At 63.9% G+C, this 19,895-nt stretch carries 17 protein-coding genes and 2 pseudogenes; 10 read left to right on the top strand and 9 right to left on the bottom strand.

What is annotated here, in order from left to right:
- Window positions 1-51: 51 nt before the first annotated feature.
- The 4 genes from CO655_RS29650 to CO655_RS29635 are packed head-to-tail and all read right to left on the bottom strand — an operon-like array spanning window position 52 to window position 5,100.
- Complete coding sequence (locus CO655_RS29650; protein WP_097667677.1) at window positions 52-1,491, bottom strand: coniferyl aldehyde dehydrogenase; 1,440 nt, start codon at window positions 1,489-1,491, stop codon at window positions 52-54.
- Window positions 1,492-1,512: 21 nt separating this feature from the next.
- Window positions 1,513-2,619, bottom strand: coding sequence for an NAD(P)-dependent alcohol dehydrogenase (locus CO655_RS29645; RefSeq protein WP_097667676.1), 1,107 nt, complete (start codon window positions 2,617-2,619; stop codon window positions 1,513-1,515).
- Window positions 2,620-2,651: 32 nt separating this feature from the next.
- Entirely contained in the window at window positions 2,652-3,476 is an 825-nt protein-coding gene (locus tag CO655_RS29640; protein ID WP_097607149.1) for a p-hydroxycinnamoyl CoA hydratase/lyase, read from the bottom strand.
- A 40-nt stretch (window positions 3,477-3,516) separates the two neighbouring features.
- Complete coding sequence (locus CO655_RS29635; protein WP_097667675.1) at window positions 3,517-5,100, bottom strand: AMP-binding protein; 1,584 nt, start codon at window positions 5,098-5,100, stop codon at window positions 3,517-3,519.
- 196 nt (window positions 5,101-5,296) lie between these two features.
- On the opposite strand from CO655_RS29635, the gene CO655_RS29630 reads away from it, so the two are divergent.
- Window positions 5,297-5,782, top strand: a complete 486-nt coding sequence (locus CO655_RS29630; protein ID WP_097667674.1) for a MarR family transcriptional regulator — start codon at window positions 5,297-5,299, stop codon at window positions 5,780-5,782.
- Window positions 5,783-5,831: 49 nt separating this feature from the next.
- Here CO655_RS29630 and CO655_RS29625 read toward each other — a convergent pair whose 3' ends face one another.
- Window positions 5,832-6,731 carry an AraC family transcriptional regulator gene (locus CO655_RS29625; RefSeq protein WP_097607152.1) on the bottom strand — a complete coding sequence of 300 codons (900 nt, stop codon included), beginning with the start codon at window positions 6,729-6,731 and terminating at the stop codon, window positions 5,832-5,834.
- A 254-nt stretch (window positions 6,732-6,985) separates the two neighbouring features.
- Between CO655_RS29625 and CO655_RS29620 the strand changes: the two genes are divergently transcribed.
- From CO655_RS29620 to CO655_RS29585, 8 genes are all read left to right on the top strand, one after another.
- A complete protein-coding gene (locus CO655_RS29620) occupies window positions 6,986-8,419 on the top strand; it encodes an aldehyde dehydrogenase (RefSeq protein WP_176539330.1) in 1,434 nt (477 codons plus the stop codon).
- Window positions 8,420-8,483: 64 nt separating this feature from the next.
- Window positions 8,484-9,788 carry an ABC transporter substrate-binding protein gene (locus CO655_RS29615; protein ID WP_097667672.1) on the top strand — a complete coding sequence of 435 codons (1,305 nt, stop codon included), beginning with the start codon at window positions 8,484-8,486 and terminating at the stop codon, window positions 9,786-9,788.
- Between the two features lie 6 nt (window positions 9,789-9,794).
- Window positions 9,795-10,547, top strand: a complete 753-nt coding sequence (locus CO655_RS29610; protein WP_097667671.1) for an ABC transporter ATP-binding protein — start codon at window positions 9,795-9,797, stop codon at window positions 10,545-10,547.
- Window positions 10,544-11,272, top strand: coding sequence for an ABC transporter ATP-binding protein (locus CO655_RS29605; protein WP_097667670.1), 729 nt, complete (start codon window positions 10,544-10,546; stop codon window positions 11,270-11,272). Before CO655_RS29610 ends, CO655_RS29605 begins: the two co-directional genes overlap by 4 nt.
- On the top strand, window positions 11,269-12,183 hold the full coding sequence (locus tag CO655_RS29600; protein WP_097667669.1) for a branched-chain amino acid ABC transporter permease: 915 nt from the start codon (window positions 11,269-11,271) through the stop codon (window positions 12,181-12,183). Before CO655_RS29605 ends, CO655_RS29600 begins: the two co-directional genes overlap by 4 nt.
- Complete coding sequence (locus CO655_RS29595) at window positions 12,180-13,205, top strand: branched-chain amino acid ABC transporter permease (RefSeq protein WP_097667668.1); 1,026 nt, start codon at window positions 12,180-12,182, stop codon at window positions 13,203-13,205. The genes CO655_RS29600 and CO655_RS29595 overlap by 4 nt, the downstream gene beginning before the upstream one ends.
- 40 nt (window positions 13,206-13,245) lie before the next feature.
- Window positions 13,246-14,031, top strand: a complete 786-nt coding sequence (locus tag CO655_RS29590; protein WP_097667667.1) for a coniferyl-alcohol dehydrogenase — start codon at window positions 13,246-13,248, stop codon at window positions 14,029-14,031.
- A gap of 22 nt (window positions 14,032-14,053) precedes the next feature.
- A complete protein-coding gene (locus CO655_RS29585) occupies window positions 14,054-15,499 on the top strand; it encodes an aldehyde dehydrogenase (RefSeq protein ID WP_097667666.1) in 1,446 nt (481 codons plus the stop codon).
- Window positions 15,500-15,603: 104 nt separating this feature from the next.
- On the opposite strand, the gene CO655_RS29580 is transcribed toward CO655_RS29585, so the two are convergent.
- Both CO655_RS29580 and CO655_RS29575 read right to left on the bottom strand, forming a co-directional pair.
- Complete coding sequence (locus CO655_RS29580; RefSeq protein ID WP_245423952.1) at window positions 15,604-16,146, bottom strand: chemotaxis protein; 543 nt, start codon at window positions 16,144-16,146, stop codon at window positions 15,604-15,606.
- Window positions 16,147-16,486: 340 nt separating this feature from the next.
- Window positions 16,487-17,251: a hypothetical protein gene (locus tag CO655_RS29575; protein ID WP_245423951.1), complete on the bottom strand. Its 765-nt coding sequence runs from the start codon at window positions 17,249-17,251 to the stop codon at window positions 16,487-16,489.
- Window positions 17,252-17,598: 347 nt separating this feature from the next.
- Between CO655_RS29575 and CO655_RS29570 the strand changes: the two genes are divergently transcribed.
- Window positions 17,599-18,609 carry a PHB depolymerase family esterase gene (locus tag CO655_RS29570; RefSeq protein ID WP_097667663.1) on the top strand — a complete coding sequence of 337 codons (1,011 nt, stop codon included), beginning with the start codon at window positions 17,599-17,601 and terminating at the stop codon, window positions 18,607-18,609.
- A gap of 23 nt (window positions 18,610-18,632) precedes the next feature.
- Here CO655_RS29570 and CO655_RS29565 read toward each other — a convergent pair.
- Window positions 18,633-18,830: pseudogene (locus CO655_RS29565) on the bottom strand (SAM-dependent methyltransferase); the annotation flags it as partial.
- Window positions 18,831-18,888: 58 nt separating this feature from the next.
- A pseudogene (locus CO655_RS29560) lies at window positions 18,889-19,895 on the bottom strand (hypothetical protein); the annotation flags it as partial.

The following is a 19,895-nucleotide window of genomic DNA, read 5'->3' as shown; positions in this document are numbered from 1 at the left end:
GCCTGCCACCACCGACACCGAATCGGCAGCGCGAGAACGCCCGTCATGCCCCTACTTGCAGATCGCCGCGGCCAGAAAGCCGCGCATCGCCTCGCCGAAAGGCGGCCGCATCATGTATTCGGCTTCCACCATCCTGCTCTGGTGATAGACGGCGCGTGGATGCGAGAAGGCGAGGAAGCCGAACTTGCCGTGATAGGCGCCCATGCCGGAATGGCCGACGCCGCCGAAGGGCAGGCCTTCCGCCGTTACGTGGCTCATGCAGTCGTTGACCGTCACGCCGCCGGAGGTCGTGTTGTCGAGCACACGGCGCTCCTCTTCGGGGTCCCGGCTGAAATAGTAGAGCGCAAGCGGGCGCGGCTTGGCATTGATGCGGTCGATGACGTCGGCGATATCCCGATAGGCGATGACCGGCAGCACCGGCCCGAAAATCTCCTCCTGCAGCACGCGCATGTCTTCCGTGGGATCAAGGATCAGGGTCGGCGGCATACGGTGGGCCGATTGCTGGGAAAAATTCTCGGCCGCCGGGTTGATCTCGACGACACGGGCGCCCCTGGCCCTGGCATCGTCGATCAACCCCTGGACGCGGGCGTGATGGCGGGCATTGACGATCGAGGTGTAATCAGGATTTTCCTTCAATCCCGAATACATCGCGCTGACCGCGGCGACAGCATGCTGGGCAAAGGCGGCGACGCTTTCCTCGGGCACATAGGCGTAGTCCGGCGCCAGGCAGATCTGGCCGGCATTCAGTGTCTTGACGGTCATGACCCGGCGCGCCGCATCTGCAAGGTCGGCCGAACGGCCGACGACGACGGGCGACTTGCCGCCGAGCTCGAGCGTCAACGGCGTCAGGTTGTCCGCCGCCGCACGCATGACGTGATGGGCGATCGCGGTGCCGCCGGTAAAGATCAGGTGGTCGAAAGCAAGCGATGTAAACGCCGTGCCCGTGGCCGGCCCGCCCTGAATGACGGCGATTTCCGTTTCGTCGAAGGCGCCGGCGATAAGTTGCGCCATCAAGGCTGCCGATGCCGGAGTAACCTCCGACGGCTTGATCATGGCGCGGTTGCCGGCAGCGAGAATCCCGGCCAGCGGGGCAAGGGCGAGCTGATACGGAAAATTCCACGGGCTGAGGATCCCGATCACCCCTTTCGGCTGGTAGACCACCTCGGCGACCGCATCCGGGAACAAGGCCTGGTGCTGCTCGGGCTTCAGCCATTCGGCCACATGGGCCTTGGCGTATTTCAACGAACCGACGCAGGTGAAAACGTCGAGAAGCAGGCTCGCCTCGACGCTGCGGCTGCCGAAATCCTCCGACAGGGCGGCGGCAATTGCGTCCTTATGATCGACGAGAAGGGCGATGACGCGGTCGATGCGATCGATGCGGGTCGCTATGCTCGGCGGCCCTTCCTTGAGGAAGGACGCCCTTTGCCGGGCAAGCAGCGCCTTCATGGCGTCGGGGCTGGTATCGGTCGAGATTGGGCTGACGGTGTTCATTCTTTCCTCCCTTGAACGATGTCAGGCGGCCGGCTGACGCACGACCGGTTTCAGCACAATGCCCTTTTCCGCATCCTCCACCGCCTGGTTGATGTCGGCGAAATCATAGAAGGTGACGAGCCTGTCGAAGGGGAAGCGGCCCTGTCTGTGGAGGTCGATCAAGAGCGGGATCAGCACGTCGGGATTGGAATCGCCCTCGACGATGCCGCGGACCCGGCGTCCGCCGGACAGGATGTGGGTAAGATCGAGCGTCAGCGTCGCACCGTGCGGCGAAGCCCCGACGATGCCGCAGGTGCCGCGCGGGGCCAACACCCGCACGCATTGGTCGATGACGGCGGGCACGCCCGACGCATCGATCGAATAATCGACGCCGGCGCCGGTCAGCGCCATGATCGCGGCGACCGCATCGCCGGCCTTGCCGTCGACAATGTCGGTCGCGCCGAGCTCGGCCGCAAGCGCCAGCCGCGCCGCATTGACGTCGACCGCGATGATCCTGGAAGCGCCGACGATCCGCGCCGCCATGACGGCGGCAAGGCCGACCGAGCCCATGCCGAAAACCGCAAGCACTTTTCCTGGCTCGACCTTCAGCGCATTCATGACCGCGCCGGCGCCGGTCTGGATGCCGCAGGCGAGCGGCCCGAGCAGCGCCAGATCGGCGTCCTCAGGCACTTTCACGATATTGCGCTCATGGCAGAGCGCATGGCTCGCAAAGGAGGACTGTCCGAATATATTGCCATGAATCCGCTCTCCCTCGCAGGAGAGCCCGCTCGAACCGTCGGCGCGCGCGCCGAAGAAATTGCGCGGGAAGAATTCATGGCAATAGGTCTCCTCATGATCATTGCAGCTCGGGCAATGGCCGCAGGAATTGAAGGTCATGACCACGTGATCGCCGGGCTTCACCTTGGCGACACCCGGACCGACACGCTCGACGACGCCCGCACCTTCGTGGCCGAGCACCACCGGCTGCGGCACCGGCAGGTGCTGGTCGCGCATGACGATGTCGGTGTGGCAGACCCCTGTCGCCATCACGCGAACCAGGATCTCTCCTTCTCTCGGCTCTTCCAGATCGAGCCTTTCCAGCGAAAACGGCATATGCGGCGCACGCGCCACCGCGGCATGGATTTTCATCGCTTTCCTCCTCCCGATAATCCTCGCGACAGTCAGCGCGCGCGTTTGTAGGCGCCGAGCCCGGGCTGATAGGTCTTGTCGTCGAGGAACTGCTTCAGCCCTTCATCGCGTCCCTTGGTCTTGTCGAGAAACAGCATCTGCTCCAGCTTGGCGTAGATGTAGTCGTCAGCAAGCTCCCATGGCAGATTGCGCACGCGCTTGTAGGTGTCCTTGGCGGCCTTCAGCGTCACCGGGTTCTTTTCGAGCAGGCTGGCGCAGATCTTTCGCACGCGGGTTTCAAGTTCCGCCAGCGGCACGGCCTCGTTAACGAGGCCCATTTCGGCGGCCTTGCGCCCACCGAACAATTCGCCGGTCATGATGTAATAGAGGGCATCGCGATGGCGCATCACCTCGGCGACGGCGCGTGTGACGTTGCCGCCCGGCAGAATGCCCCAGTTGATCTCGGAGAGGCCGAAATTCGCCTCCTCGGCGGCAATGGCGAGGTCGCAGGAAACGAGCGGCGTGAAGGCGCCGCCAAAGCACCAGCCGTTGACCATGGCGATCGTCGGCTTTTCGAAATACATCAGCCGGCCCCACCAGCCGCCGGATTGGCGGCGTGCCTTCAGCGTGGCGTCGCGCGGCTTGTCGTCGTTGTCGCGGAAATATTCCTTCAGATCCATGCCCGCCGACCAGGACTCGCCGGCGCCGCGCAGCACGAGGACGCCGCAGCGCTCGTCGCCTTCGAGTTCGTCGAGTACCTCGAGCATCCTGGCATTGAGTGCCGGATTCATCGCATTGCGCTTTTCAGGTCTGTTGAGGGTCACGAAAGCGATGCCGCTGTCGAATTCGACCAGAACCGGCGATGTCTTTTCAGTCATGGGTCACTCCATTGGTTTCGGCATGATGCCGGGGTCGGCGTCACAAGGCCTGTCGTTGAAGGGCTTCGGAATGGAACTGGCGCAGCAGATGTTTCTGCACCTTGCCGGAGGCGGTGCGGGGGATGGCGTCGACGAAAAGGATGCGCGCCGGGCGTTTGAAGGCGGCGAGCCTTGCCGCGCAATGGCCGGCAACGCCCTCGCTCGTTGCCGCAGCCCCCGGCCGCAGCACGACATAGGCAATGCCGCATTCGCCCCACCTGTCGTCGGGAACGCCGACGACCGCGGCATCGAGGATATCGGGATGGCTTGCGAGCACCGCCTCGACCTCGGCGGGATAAACATTCTCACCGCCGCTGATATACATGTCCTTCAACCGGTCGACGATGCGATAGAAACCGTTGGCTTCGCGCCGGCCGAGATCGCCGGTGCGATACCAGCCGTCGGCGAAGGCGGCGGCGGTCTCGGCCGGTTTGTTCCAATAGCCCGGCGTCACCGCCGGCCCGCGCAGCCAGAACTCGCCGATTTCGCCGTCCTCCACGTCGCGGCCATCCTCGCCGACGACACGGATGTCGAGCAGCGGCGCCGGAAGACCGACGCTGCCGGGATTTTCCTGCACCGCGCGCCGGTCGATCGGCACATGCAGCACGGTTCCCGCCTCGCTCATGCCATAACCGTTGACCAGCGCGACACCGTCCTCGAGATAGCTTTCGATCAGCGCCCGCGTCAGCGGCGCACCGCCGACGAAGAGCGCATGCAGGCCTGAAAGAGCCGTGGCGCTATAAGCAGGGTCGTTGCGCAGGGCGAGCGCGATCTGCGGCACGGCGAAATAATGGGTGATGGCATGCTGCCGGTCGGCAAGGGCGGCAAGCGTTCGCGCCGGCGTGAAGCGGTCGGAGACGACGAGCGTGCCGCCCAGCATCAATGTCGTGCGCGCCACCGCGATCAGCCCGATCGTGTGGAAGAACGGCAGGTCGCAGAGTGCGACGGAGCCCTGCCCGATCTCTCCGACGAAGGAGAAATTGACGGCGGCGAAGAAGGCGTTGCGACGGGTGATGATGACGCCCTTCGGCTGTCCCGTCGTGCCCGACGTGTAGAGGAGAACGCAAGGCTGATCCGCATCGCCGGGCACCGGAGAAGCCGGAAGGCTCGCCTCGATCCGTGCCGCAAGACCGGCCGATCCGTCGCCCGTCGATATCACCATCATCTCGGCATCAGCCGCGGCGATGTCCGCTGCCGTTGCCGCAAACTCGTCATCGCGAACCAGCAGAGCCGGAGCGCAATCGGCAAGGATCGGGCGAAGCTCGGCGGCGTTGAGGCGCCAGTTGAGCGGCACGTAAATGGCGCCCGCGCGCTGGCAGGCAAAGGCTAGCACGACGGAATCCATCGCATTGCGCGCCAGCATGGCAACACGTGCGCCATCCCGCCGCGGACCGAGCACCGCGCTGAGGAACCCGGCGCAGCGGGCGATCCGCAGATCGAGTTCGGCGTAGGTCAGCTGCCGGCCGGTGGCGATTTCGAACAGTGCCCGGCGATCCGGCGCGACGCGGGCGCGGTACAGGACTGGATCATACGTGACCAGCCCGCAATCCGCCGACGAAACCACTCCGGAAAAGGAATGCGCCATTTTCTCCTCCCATGCCCGCCGCTCCTCCAGCAGGCATCAAATTTGTATGTAACACATACTATTATTTTTCTCCGGCAATGCAAGAGGCTGTTCGCGGCAATCCTGTCATTCAATTTCAACCTCGGAATCGGCATAGCCGATATTGACTAACCCGCTGATTTTGATGGTTATGACGCTTGACGACGCGAGAGGAACGATGGCTGCAAAACCACCGCAGGACGATTTGGAGGGCGAAGACACTTCGCTGACGCCGCCGCTCGACGTCGGCCGGCTTGGCGATCTCCTTGGCTTTCACCTGCGCATGGCGCATGTCGCGATCTATCGCGATTTCGCAGCAACCATGGAGGAGTTGGGGCTGACGCAGAAGCAGCTCGCTGTGATGGAACTGCTGGCCGGCAATCCGGGCGCATCGCAGATCGACCTCGCCAATACGCTCGGCACCGACCGCGCCACCATGATGGCTCTCGTCAACCGTCTGGCCGGCCGCGGCTTCATCGAGCGCCGCCCTTCCGCAGCAGACCGCCGCCGTCAGGAACTGCATCTGACGCCGGCCGGTCACGCGATGCTCGTGCAGGCGCGCGAGCGAATCGACAGGCACGAACAGCGTTTCATCACCCTGTTTTCACGCGAGGAAATGGACGGGCTGCTTGCTGCGCTGAGGCGGATTTACAGGGGAAATTGACGGGCTCGTTCCTGGAGCCTGGGCCGACCGGGCCTAAAATCATCCTGTTCTAGGGCCAATCGGCGTAGCCCGAGGACAGCATGCTGTTTTCGGAGCCGGCCGAAGCGCGGGCGATCTCGCGATAGCCGGCGGGCGAAAGCCCGGTCTTGCGCTTGAAGAAATGGCTGAAATAGGTCGGGTCGCGAAAGCCGAGGCTGTCGGAAATTTCCTGGATATTGCGGGCCGAACGCTCCAATCTGAGCTTCGCCTCCTGCACCACCCGCTCGTGCAGCAGCTGGATTGGCGAACGGCCGAGCGCCCTCTGGCAGATGGAATGCAACCGGTCGGCAGTCACGCCGAGCTCCGCAGCATAATCGCTGATCGGCCGGTGCCGACGAAAACCGGCCTCGACGAGTTGCCGATATCGCTGCAGAATGGACGCGGTTTCGCCCTGCCCTCGCTGCTCGCTTCTCTCGCCGCCTGCGCCCCGCCACAGCGCCATCAACATCAGCCTGATATAAGCGGATGCGACCATCCAGGAGGAACGCGAGGGATCGCCGAGTTCGCGCACCAAGCCTGAAATCAGCGGACTGATTTCGGCTACCAGCGGCGGATCCGATACCTCAACGAGCTTGCGCTGCTCGGTGAAGATACGCAGCGAATAGGATTCCACCTTCTCGCCGATCGCATCGACCATGATCTGCGGCGACGCCCCGACCAGATGAGCCGCATTTCCGGCGGCGATCGAAAGGTCGCAGCCGGCCTGCGGCGGCAGGAAGGCAAGCAGCGCCCCCTGCAGCGGCCGATCTTCGCCATTGTCGAAATGAAGCTCGGCACTTCCCTCCCCAAGCAGAAGAAAATGGTAGAAATCGGCATAGAGACCTTTTTGCAGCCGGATGCGCCGGTGCGATAGCGACGGGCCGTGCCACTCGCCCCTTGCATAGTGATGAATGCCGCCGTCGGTCGCCAATGCTTCTCCTCCGCTCCGGGATCAAACACTGCGACAATCGCCGGATAATTACAATATTAACCCAATAAATCGCATTCCATCCTGAAACGATCGGCGTAACCTACCCTTCATCAGCCTTTGGGAGGAGGCACTCCAACAGACGCGGAAACCGCCGGGCGGCCTTTGGGCCGCGGCATCCGCTCGTTTTCTCCCATGGCAAAAAGCAAGCGCCAGTCCGTGGCGGATGAGGAAAAACCGTGTTCTCGGCAAAGCTGATGATCAACAATCAGGTGATGGATGCTTCCGAAGGCGCCACCTTCGAACGCATCGATCCGCTCACCGGTGATGTCGCGACGATTGCCTCGGCAGGATCCGTCGCCGACATGGCCAGGGCGGCCAATGCCGCTGCGGCCGCCTTCCCGGACTGGTCGCAGACCGGCCCCGGCGAACGGCGGGGGCTGCTCAATGCCGCCGCCGACATTCTCGAAGCCCGCACGCCCGAACTCATCGAAGCCATGACCGGCGAGACCGGCGCCACCGCGCAATGGGCAGCGATCAATTGCGGGCTCGGCGCAGATATTTTTCGCGAGGCGGCGGCAATGACGACGCAAATCTCGGGTGAACTCATTCCTTCAGGCATTCCCGGAAGCATGGCCATGGCGGTGCGCCAGCCGGCCGGCGTCTGCGTCGGCATCGCCCCCTGGAATGCGCCGATCATCCTCGGCACGCGCGCCGTCGCCATGCCGCTTGCCTGCGGCAATACGGTTATCCTCAAAGCCTCCGAACTCTGCCCGAAGACCCACAGCCTGATCGGCGAAATCCTGCGCGACGCCGGTTTCCCGCGCGGCGTCGTCAATGTCGTCTCCAATGCGCCGGGCGATGCCGCCGCCATCGTTGACGCCCTGATCGCCCACCCGGCCGTGCGCCGCATCAACTTCACCGGCTCTACGCGTGTCGGCAGGATCATTGCCGAATCCTCGGCCCGGCATCTCAAGCGCTGCCTGCTCGAACTCGGCGGCAAGGCGCCGTTCATCGTGCTTGCCGACGCCGATATCGACGAGGCCGTGCGTGCCGCCGCCTTCGGCGCCTTCATGAATCAGGGCCAGATCTGCATGTCGACCGAACGGATCATCCTGATGGACGAGATCGCCGATGGCTTCGTCGGCAAATTCCGCGCGAAAGCCTCAACCCTCGTTGCCGGCAATCCCAAGGACGGCAACACGCCGCTCGGCACGCTGATCAATGCCGAAGCCGTCCGGCGCGTCAGGTCGCTCGTCGACGACGCCCTGCAGAAAGGCGCGGTGCTTATCTGCGGCGGCGAGGCTCACGGCACGCTGATGGATGCGACCGTCATCGATCACGTAACGCCTGCCATGCGCATCTATCGTGAGGAGAGTTTTGGACCGGTCGCGGCGATCATCCGGGTCGGCAGCGTCGACGAAGCCGTGACGGTTGCCAACGACAACGAATACGGGCTTTCGGCCGCCGTCTTCAGCGCCGACGTCAACGCCGCCCTTGCCGTCGCCATGCGGCTCGAATCCGGCATCTGCCACATCAACGAGGCGACGGTTTCCGACGAGCCGCAAATGCCCTTCGGCGGTGTCAAATCGAGCGGCTACGGCCGCTTCGGCGGCAAGGCGGCGATCGATGAATTCACCGAGCTCAGATGGGTCACCATGGCATCGGGAAAACGGCACTACCCGATCTGACAGATCGGCCGAAATGAAGAATGGGAACGGGCTGGGAGGCCCATCAAGAGGGAGGAATGATTTCATGAGCGGAAAATTCAACGCGGCATTGCTGAGCCGCCGCTCTTTCATCGCATCGGCCGCGGCAGGCGGCGCAGCACTGGCGCTTTCCGGCCGCGCGGCCTTCGCCCAAAGCGGTGATACGCTGAAGGTCGGCTTCATCAGCCCGCGCACCGGCCCGCTCGGCGGCTTCGGCGAGACCGACGGCTATGTCCTGGACCTGGCGCGCAAGGCGCTGGCGAACGGCCTGCAGGTAGGCGGCAAGACCTGGAAGGTGGAGATCCTCGACCGGGACACCCAGTCCGATCCTTCGCGCGCCGGCCAGTTGGCGAAGGAGCTGATCAACAACCAGGCTATCGACCTGATGCTCGCCGTCTCGACGCCCGAAACCATCAATCCGGTGGCCGATGCCTGCGAGGCGGCCGGCATCCCCTGCCTCTCGACGGTCATGCCCTGGGAAGCCTGGTATTTCGGCCGCGGCGCCAAGCCCGGCGCGCCCTCGCCCTTCAAATGGACCTATCATTTCGGCTTCGGCGTCGAAGAATTCCACAAGGCCTACGTCTCGCAATGGAGCCTGATCGACACCAACAAGAAGGTCGGCGTCATGTATCCCAACGACGCCGATGGCAATGCGATCCGCGCCCATCTGGCGCCGGCGCTTGCCAAAGCCGGCTTCACCATCGTCGATCCCGGCGCCTATGAAACCGGCACCACCGATTTTACCGCCCAGATCGCCCTTTTCCGGCAGGAGGGCGTCGAGATCTTCAACTCCTTCCCGATCCCGCCCGACTTTGCCGCCTTCTGGCGCCAGGCCGCACAGCAGGGTCTCACCCAGCAGATCAAGATCTGCCAGATCGCCAAGACGGGCCTCTTTCCCTCCGACATCGAGGCGCTCGGCGATCTCGGCATGAACATCGGCAGCGCCGCCTATTGGCACAAGGCCTTCCCTTACAAGTCGACGCTGACAGGCGTCTCCGGAACCGAACTCGCCGACGGCTATGAAACGGCAAGCGGCAAGCAGTGGACGCAGCAGCTCGGCGCCAGCCTTGCGCTTCTCGACGCCGGCTTCGATGCGTTGAAGGCGAGCAGCGACGTCAAGAGCAAGGAGGCCGTCGCCAAGGCGATCGCCACGCTCAAGACGACGACGATCGCCGGCAAGGTCGATTTCACCAGCGGGCCCGTCGCCAACGTCTCTCCCGGACCGATCATCGGCACGCAATGGGTGAAAGCGGCGGAGGGCTCGAAATTCGCGCTCGACTACGTCGTCACCGAAAACGCCACCGATCCCAATGTCCCGGTCGGCGCCAAGCTCACCGCTTACAACGGATAGTCGACAGTGCAACAGCGAGCTCAAAATCGGCCGGGAGGAGCCTTTCTCTCGGCCAGGGGAATCCACAAACGGTTCGGCGCGCTCGTCGTTCTCGAAAACCTCGACTTTTCCATGGGTGATGGCGATGCGGTCGGCATTGTCGGGCCGAACGGCGCCGGCAAGACGACGCTGCTCTCCGTGCTTGCCGGCGCCTTCCCGCCGAGTGCCGGAAGCATCACCTTCGATGGCGCCGACGTCACGCGCCACACGGCGGCGCAGCGCTGCCGCTCCGGGCTCGTGCGAACCCACCAGATCCCCAAACCCTTCAGCGGCATGACGACTTTCGAAAATGTTTTCGTCGCTGCATCGCACGGCAATGCCGCAAGCCGCGACGAGGCCTATGATCGCGTGGTCGACGCGCTTTCCCTCTGCGGCATGCTCGCCGTCGCCAATCGCCCGGCCGATACGCTCGGCCTTCTCGATCGCAAACGTCTGGAACTGGCCCGCGCACTCGCCACGCAGCCGAGGCTGCTGCTGCTCGACGAGATCGGCGGCGGCCTGACCGACGGCGAGGCGAGCGAACTCGTGGACACCATCCTCGAACTGCGCCGTCGCGGCATCGCCATCGTCTGGATCGAGCACATCGTTCATATCCTCCTGCAGGTGGCCGAGCGGCTGATCTGCATGGATGCCGGCCGGATCATCGCCGATGGCGAACCGAAAATGGTCATGAGCAATGCGGACGTGGTCAAGGCCTATCTCGGAGGGACGCCGGCATGAGCCTTCTCTCGATCCGCAACCTCGACGTTCGCCACGGCCTGCTCCAGGCGGTGCGAGGCGTCAGCTTCGATATCGCCAAGGGCGAGGTTCTGGCACTGGTCGGCGCCAACGGCGCGGGCAAGACGACGCTGCTGCGATCGATCGCCGGCGCCCATCTCCCGGTTGCCGGCCAGATCCTTCTCGACGGCGAAGACCTCGCCGCCGTCCCCTCCCACAAGCGCATTGCCAAAGGCATCGCTCTGGTGCCGGAAGGCCGCCGGCTGTTTTCCCAGATGACCGTCGAGGAGAACCTGCTTCTCGGAAAGAGCTGCGGCCGCAAGGGCGACTGGAGCATTGATCGTGTCCTCGACGCCTTCCCGAACCTGAAACCCCGCCGTCGCGCCAAGACCGGGCACCTCTCGGGCGGGGAACAGCAGGCGACCGCCATCGGCCGGGCGCTGATGAGCAATCCCGATATTCTTCTGCTCGACGAGGTTTCGCTCGGGCTTTCGCCCCTGGTCGTCGACCGCGTCTATGCCCAGTTGCAGGCACTGCTGACCTCGGGAACCACCATCGTGCTGGTGGAACAGGATCTCACCCGCGCCATGAGCGTCGCAAACCGCGTCATCTGCATGCTGGAGGGACGCATCGTCCTTGATCGGCCGGCGGCGGCCCTCACCCGCGAGCATGTCACCCAGGCCTATTTCGGCTTGCACCGGGCTGCCGGCGAAAGGAGCGCATCGTGATCAACTCCCTGCTCCAGGGCATTCTGCTCGGCGGCTATTACGCCGTCATCGCCTGCGGTCTGTCCTTCATGTTTTCGGTCATGCGGATCATCAATCTCGCGCATGGCAGCCTGGCGATCGCCGCCGCCTACGGGCTGTGGCTGCTCGCCGCCAAAGCCGGCATTTCACCTTTCGCCGGGTTGCTGATCGTGCTGCCGGTCATGGCGGTCCTCGGTTGGCTGCTGCAGCGCTTCATCCTGGAACGCAGCGCCCGCGGCGGCACGCTGCTGCCGATCCTCACGACCTTCGGCCTGTCGATCGTCATCGACAACCTGCTGTTCGAACAGTTCGGCGCCGACACCCGCTCACTCGCGCCCTTCATCGGCAATCTCTCCTATGCGTCATGGCAACTTCCGGGCCATATCTTCGTCGGCAAACTTTCCGTGATGATGATGGTGACGGCGATCCTCCTTCTCGGCGCGCTGCAATTCTTCCTGAGCCGTTTTGCGCTCGGCCGCGCCATCCGCGCCACGGCCGAAGATCCCGATACGGCAGGGCTCGTCGGCATCGATGCACGTGGGGTGAATGCCGTCGCCACCGCAATTACCATGGTCACGATCGGGATCGCCGGCGCCTTTCTCGGAATGCGGGCAACCTTCAGCCCCTATGCGGGCGGACCGCAGCTGCTCTTCGCCTTCGAGGCAGCCGTCATCGGCGGAGCCGGATCGCTCTGGGGCACGCTTGCCGGCGGCATCATTCTCGGCCTTGCCCAGTCGCTCGGCGCGCAACTGCATCCGCAAGGCTTCCTGATTGGCGGCCATGCCGTGTTCCTGCTCGTCCTTTTCGTGAGGCTGTCCCGGTTCGGCATGCCTCGGCTCGACAGGCTCGGCGCCTTCTTCAACGTTCGAGCACGTCTCAGGAGCCCGACATGACACTCGTCTCCAACGGAATATCGATAGAACGCTGGACGACATCGTCACGGATGGCGATCTGCTCCATGGCCGCGTTGCTCGCCCTGCTAGCGCTCGCTCCCATAATGCTCGGCGCCGGCGCGATCGACCGGATGACGGCCCTGTTCATCTATGTGATCCTGGCCGCCATGTGGAATGCGCTCGCCGGTTTCGGCGGGCTCGTCTCCGTCGGCCAGCAGGTGTTCTTCGGCCTCGGCGCCTACTTCACCATCCGGCTTGCGGATGCCGGGCTCGATCCATTCGTCTCGCTCTTTGCCGCCGCGATCGTGACCGGTGCGCTGTCGGTGCCGCTTTCGCTCTTCATGCTGCGGCTGAAAGGCGGCGAGTTCGCGATCGGCATGTGGGTCGTGGCCACGCTCGCCCATCTCCTCGTCAATCTCGACCGCCTCATCCAGGGCGAAACGGGAACCTCGCTGATCTCGCTCAACCTCTATGACAGCGGCATGCGGCGGGCGGCGATCTATTGGCTCGCCCTCGCCTCCATGGCGGCCCTGCTCGGCGCGCTCTTCATGCTGATGAGAAGCCGCGCGGGGGCGGCCATGCAGGCGATCCGCGACAATGAGGAGGCGGCGACCTCGGTCGGTGTACGGGTCACCGCGACCAAGCGGCTGCTCTTCGTGCTCGCCGCCTTCGGCATCGCGGTTGCCGGCGGCCTGTGGCTGGCGACCGCCACGACCTTCCAGCCGAAGACCTATTTCAGCGTCCAATGGACAGCCTACATGATCTTCATGGTGCTGGTCGGCGGAATCGGCAAGTTCGAAGGCGCGATCCTCGGCGCCATCCTGTTCTTCGTCATCGAAACCTTCTTCGGCTCAGCCGGCGTCTGGTACCTGATCGGCCTCGGCGCCACCGCCCTGATCTTCTCGCTCTACCTGCCGCGCGGGCTGTGGGGCGAAATCGAACGCCGCTTCGATTTCCAGCTTCTGCCCGTCGGCTATCGGCTGAGACTTCCCGGTCCGAACAAGATCAAATGGGAAGAATGAGCCGGCTCGCCTCCAGTTTCTCTTGTGAAAGGTGACATGCATGCTTTTTGGTAAAACGATCCTGGTAACCGGCGTGGCTTCCGGAATCGGCGCGCGCACGGCGGAACTGGCCGGCCAGATGGGCGCCGAGGTGATCGGCGTCGACGTGCGCGAACCCGCCAATGGAAGTGCCGTCTTCATCAGGGGCGATCTGTCCACCCCATCGGGCGTCGCGGAGATCGTCGCCCAGCTTCCGTCGCGCCTCGACGCGCTCGCCAATGTCGCCGGCCTTTCCGGCAACACCGGCGTCGTCTCGACGCTCGCCGTCAATTTCTACGGCCTTCGCGCCCTGTCGGAAGCCGTGGCACCGCGCCTGCGCGAAGGCGGCGCCGTCGTCAACGTCGCCTCGATCGCCGGCTATGGCTGGCGCGCCAATCTCGAGCGGGCAAAGATCCTGACCGACATAGAAGGCTTTCCCGATGTCTCGGCGGTCGCCGCCGAACACGGACTCAGGGACGAGGAAGGCTATCCGCTTTCCAAGGAACTGCTCCTGCTCTGGACCATGCGCGCGGCGCACCAGCCCTTGTTCAAGGACCGCGGCATCCGCGTCAATGCGGTGAGTCCCGGGCCGGTGGAAACGCCGATCCTCAAACAGTTCCGCGCCGTGCTCGGCGATGCCAGGGTCGACAGCGACATTACCCGCGTCGGCCGCGCCGGCACCGCCGCCGATATCGCGCCCGCCGTGCTCTTCCTCTGCTCGGACGGCGGACGTTGGATCAACGGCGCCAATCTGGCCGCCGACGGCGGCCTCGAAGCATCGATCAATGCCGAAGTGCTCGACTTTTAGTTCTTTCCCTCAGGAGACTCCCATGAATATTTCCCTGCTCATCAACGGCGCCGACCGCGCAGCTTCCGGCGGCCGGACTTATGATCGTCTCGATCCCTTCACCGAGAAGCTCGCGAGCCGCGCTGCCGCCGCAAGCCTGGAGGATGTCGCCGCCGCCGTCGATGCCGCCTCCGCCGCCTTCGCCACCTGGTCGAAGACCGGCCCCGGCCAGCGCCGCGCGATCCTGATGAAGGCCGCCGACATCATGGATTCCAAGGCGGGCGAATTCACCCGGCTGATGATCGAGGAAACCGGCGCCACTGCACCCTGGGCCGGCTTCAACGTCATGCTCGCCGCCAACATCCTGCGCGAGGCCGGCGCCATGACGACGCAGATATCAGGCGAGATCATTCCCTCCGACAAGCCCGGCGCGCTCGCCATGGGCGTCCGCCAGGCCGCCGGCGTGTGCCTCGCGATCGCGCCCTGGAACGCGCCCGTTATCCTCGCCACCCGGGCCATCGCCATGCCGATCGCCTGCGGCAATTCCGTCATTCTCAAGGCATCGGAACAGTGCCCGGGCACGCACCGGCTGATCGCCAGCGTGTTGACCGAAGCAGGCCTGCCCGCCGGCGTGATCAATGTCATCACCAACGCGCCGGAGGATGCGCCTGAAATCGTCGTCGCGCTGATCGCCCATCCCGCCGTCAGGCGCGTGAACTTCACCGGCTCAACCAAAGTCGGCAGGATCATTGCAGAGACCTGCGGCAAATATCTCAAGCCCGCCCTTCTCGAACTCGGCGGCAAGGCGCCGCTTGTGATCCTCGACGACGCCGATCTCGACGGCGCCGTCAATGCCGCCATCTTCGGCGCCTTCATGCATCAGGGGCAGATCTGCATGTCGACCGAGCGGATCATCGTCGACGAGACGATCGCCGACGAGTTCGTCGCCAGGCTGGCCGCCCGCGCCAGCCAGTTGCCGGCCGGCGACCCGCGCGGCCACGTCGTCCTCGGCTCGCTGATCAGCCTCGACGCCGCCAAGAAAATGGAAGAGCTGATCGCCGATGCGACGGCCAAGGGCGCAAAACTCGTGGCCGGCGGCAAGCGCTCGGGCACCGTGGTCGAAGCCACACTGCTCGATCACGTCACGCCTGACATGCGGGTTTATGCGGAAGAATCCTTCGGTCCGGTCAAGCCGATCATTCGCGTCTCCGGCGAAGCGGAAGCCATCCGCATTGCCAACGACACCGAATACGGCCTGTCATCCGCCGTCTTCAGCCGCGATGTCCAGCGGGCCATGGCGGTGGCGGCGCGGATCGAATCAGGCATCTGCCATATCAACGGTCCGACGGTGCATGATGAGGCGCAAATGCCCTTCGGTGGCGTCAAGGGCAGTGGCTATGGCCGCTTCGGCGGCAAGGCGGCGATCGCCGAATTCACCGACCTGCGCTGGATCACGGTCGAGGATTCCGCCCAGCATTATCCCTTCTGACCGTCGACGGTATCGCCTGCGACGGCGGATCACGCCATGACCGCGATTGCGGCCATGGCGCCGGCCCTCTTCGCTCCGATGACTTGCATCGATGCTCGCGGCTTTCAGCGCCGGGAGCCGTTCAGCGCCTCGGCAAGCTTCAGCCAAAGATCGTGTGGCGGCGACGGAACTGGTCGCGAACCGTCGTCGCTGGCCCGGATTTCGCCAGCGACCTCGTCCGGTCCGACCGCCGTCAGCATTCGCCGGAATTTTGAAGCCTTGTTGGTAAAACGCTCCGCGCCCTGTTCTCCGAGCACGGTGCGGACTGTCGCCATGGCCAGATTGAAGTTCTTCTGCAGCGGTCCAAATGCGCCGCGGTGCTTGTCCCGCATGCCGCGATGGAGATCGCCTTGGGCGAGAGCGGCCATCGCATCGTTGAAATCAGCGAGGTTATTGCCGATCGACGACATCAGTTCATTGAGCATCGTCGCCGAACGCCTAAAATTCGGGTCCGTATAGTCGGCATTCATTCGCCGCGTCAGATCGCCGTTCATGGCAGCATCGGCGAATGCCGCGATGTCAGCGCAGAATCGGGCCTTCTGATCCTCACTGTCGAGATCGCGGGGATCTCGGCCTTGATGCGTCGTGTTCGGTCCGGAGCTGTTCATTGTCTCGACCACGCACCAGCCTTAGCGCAACACGCCGCCGTCATCGGACTCGTGACGGATCAAGAGAGCAGCAATGCCATGCACCATATTCTATTCCCCGCTGACCAATTGCGCCGCTGCCGCTCATGAGTGCGCCGGCGCCAGCTTTGCCAAAAGCAGGACCATCCAAGGCAGCAACGCTTTAAAAAAGTCCTTCGGCGCCGCACCGTCGGATATTTCTGCGCGCAGAACGGACAGCGTCGGCGTATTTTGACCATGATCCGGCGGCCTGCAGCCATGGCGTCGGATCATCGCGGCCGGTTCGATGCGCAGCCTGGACCACCATGCCGGTCAGCTCTTCCTAATTGACCCGCTTCAGGTCTTTGGGAACGCCATATGCCGATCCGTCGTACCGCAGCCGGCGTTTGTCGATCGTCGTCTTATCTTCGCTGTTGCAATTATTATCCGTTCCGACCCTATTGACGGATGTCGTCGTTTTCTCGGTGACGACGATGTCGGCAACCGTGGCTTTCGCTGATGGAACCATCGAAAGCGTGCGCGTGGTTTCGCTAAACTCACCGGCGCAGACGGTATCCCATTCTCCGTGACTTTCGCCGACGACGATGTTGTCGAGAACCGGCTTCAGCCCATCACCTTCGATCGCGAAGAGCCATAAGGTCGTTTCACCAAATGGATTGGCGCGCGAGCTGCCGTCCAGCGAAACACGCAGGCCGAAAGCCGTTCTCTTCGGAGCGAGCTGATAGCGTGCGGTATCAAAGGCGACGCTTCGTACACGAAAGGCGTCGTCGGACATAAGGCCGTCAAGACGCAGCCGCTGCCTTACTTGCAGGTTGGCGCTGTCGACGACGAGCAGTTCGATATCCCCTTCGTTTTCCGAATCCGACTGCTCTGTCATCAACGGAACCGCAATCAGCGTCAGCTGGGGCTGAGCCGGCCAAACCCGGCAGATCACCGCATGCGGATCGCCATCAACACTGTCGCCCTTGGGTAGCGTGATGGTTGCCCCCTCGAACAGAAGAGTACGATCGTCGGCATTTGTCGCGCTCGGATAGGCACGCCGAATGATGTCTGCCGCACGGCCGGCGCATTCATCCTGCCCCGCCAATGCCGCCGGAGCGCCGAGCCCGATCAGGACGATCGGTGCGAAGAACAAGGTTCGGACGTTCGAAAACCGCTTCATATTGATCCTCAGCAAAACCAGCCATGCAAAGCGTGACCTGCAGCATACGGATCGCACCAAAGCCAGGCGCGCGTCAATTCTCGACCAGCTGCGCCACGGCGCGGCTTCACCCCAGTCAGCTCACTCTGCGTATAAGCTTGGCCCGCCAAACACCGCGGGAAAAGGCGGCGAGCAGCCTTCACGGTCAGGACATCGAAGCAAGCCTATATGATGGCGAGCGATGGCGGCAGAGTTGCGGGAGAAGCGTCATCCGTCGAAAGGAGCCTCTTTGCATGACGCTGAAATCTCCGTTTTCATTGAGCCGCGCCTTAAAAGCGCAGAAAAAATTGCGCCGCCTGGTCGAGAAGGTCGCACGCCAGAGCTGGCCGTTGGCAAAGTCAACCAAGGCGAAGAAAAAGCACGTCCGGCCGCAGTTCGTCGAACGGATTGGTTTCGGCAGCAATCCCGGAAGGCTCAAGATGAAGGTGTATGTTCCGCCCCGGCTGGCACGCAACTCGCCGCTTGTCGTGTTGCTGCACGGCTGCCTGCAGACCCCGGAAAGTTTCGACGCTGGCAGCGGCTTCAGCGCGCTCGCTGGCCGGCGAAGGTTTGCGCTCCTCTGTCCGCAGCAGAGCCGCAGCAACAACGCCAATCTCTGCTTCAACTGGTTTCGCCCGAGCGCGGTCGCCCGCGACCGCGGCGAATTGATGTCGATAAAGCAGATGATCGACACCACCATCTCAGACCACCGGCTTGATGGATCACGTGTCTATATAGCTGGGCTCTCGGCAGGCGGCGCCATGGCATGTGCGCTTGCAGCTACCTACCCCGATATGTTCGATGGCGTCGCGATCTTCGCCGGCCTTCCCTTCGGCGCGGCGCGGGATGCAGTTTCCGCGCTTTCGCTCATGCGATCGAGCGTCGAAAGGTCTGCGCTGGCATGGGGCGATTTGGTCCGCTTGGCCTCTCCCGGCGCCACCCTGTGGCCGCCCTTATCGATCTGGCAGGGCAGCGACGACCGCACCGTCCATCCTGCAAATGCGGAGGCGATTTTGTCACAGTGGCTCGATGTGACCGGCCTAGAAAGGAATGCCGCAATCCTCCGAATGAAGCCCTGGGGCCGCGTGGAGCGATGGCAGGCCGGTGGCCGCGATCTGATCAGCTATTATCGGCTCGACGGCTTCGGCCACGGATTGCCCGTCGGCAAGGACAGCCTGGCAGGCGTGAAGGGCGGGCGAGATAGGTTCGTGTTACCGGCAGGCGTCTCTGCGCCACGCGAACTGATGAAGCTATGGGGGCTTTGAGGGCGAGCGCATGTCGCTCCCGGCATCGGTTTGACCCTAACACCCGCACGGCCTGCCAGCCTTCCCATCTCAGTCAGCTCACTCGGCGTATAAGCCTGGCCCGCCGGCGTGCTGGCGAGCGTCTCCCAGGAAAACGCCGCGGGAAAAGGCGGCGACACGCGATCTTCGTTCGGCACGAAATCGACCGCGACGATCCGACCATCCTCTGCAAGGCTCGCGACGTCGGGCGAACCAGGCGTTTCGGCACCCCGACGATGGAGATCCCGAAACGCCTCCAGATCAGCCGACCGGCGTACCTCGGCGCTTCTCGATATCGGAAATGATCGCATCCCAGTTTTCCGGGGTGAGTTCGCGCTGGTCGGGCTCGCGGGGCGGCGGACTAACGCCGCCCTTGGCGCCGACGATCGGGCCGGTCTTGGCGTAGATGCCGACCGTGTCGTTGACCGTGCGCTTGAGCATGTCGTTCATCATGTCGGTCTGCTTGTGGAAGGCCTTTTCCTGCTTGATGCTCTGGTAGATGGTAAAGCCTGACCAGGCGGCCCAGGACACCGCGCCGGCAACGGCAAAGCCGAGTGAGAAGCCACCGGAGACCAGCGCGACCGTTGCGCCGGTGCGTCCGAGGAAGGTGGAATTCACCAGCATGTTGGCCACGCCCGCAATGCCCTCGATCGCGCCAATCGTGTCCGCCACGGTTCCGATACCCATGAAGATGAGATCGACGGGGTCGCCCTTGCCGCTCGTGAGGCCCTGCAGGAACTGGTAATATTCCACCGGCAGCCAGGCGACGCCGGCAACAGCGAAGACCGTCGTCCCGGTGTTCTTGAAGAAGGCGGAAAGCACGCTGCGCTGCGCCCGCGCCAGTTCGTCGGAAACCCCGACAAGCGAGCTGATGCCATCCAGCAGCGAGAAATTCGAAGCCTTGATCGCCGAGCCGAGCGCACTGCCCATATGAGCCAGCGCGCCGAGGGCGTGCAGAACGACGACGCCGATGCTGTCCCAGGTCGGGCTGGTCATGTTGAGGCCGGCATAGATCGAGCGGGAGGCGGTGAGCACCGACATCACGCCGGAGGACAGCGCCGCCTTGTATTTGGCCGGGTCCACGCCTGCCGGCGCCGAGGTGGCGGTCTTGTCGATCAGCTTGTTGAGTTCGGCCTTGATGGTCTCGATGCTGCCGCCCGGACGCATCAACCCCCAGAGCGAGGTGAAGACCGTCGTGAAATTGGTCTTGTATTGCGCCATGGCCTCGGCGTTGCCCTTGAACAGGGTTTCCGCCAGCGCGTCGAGGC

Source organism: Rhizobium sp. M1 (assembly GCF_002531805.1).
Classification (GTDB): domain Bacteria; phylum Pseudomonadota; class Alphaproteobacteria; order Rhizobiales; family Rhizobiaceae; genus Rhizobium; species Rhizobium etli_C.
This window is presented reverse-complemented; position numbering and strand designations above follow the sequence as displayed.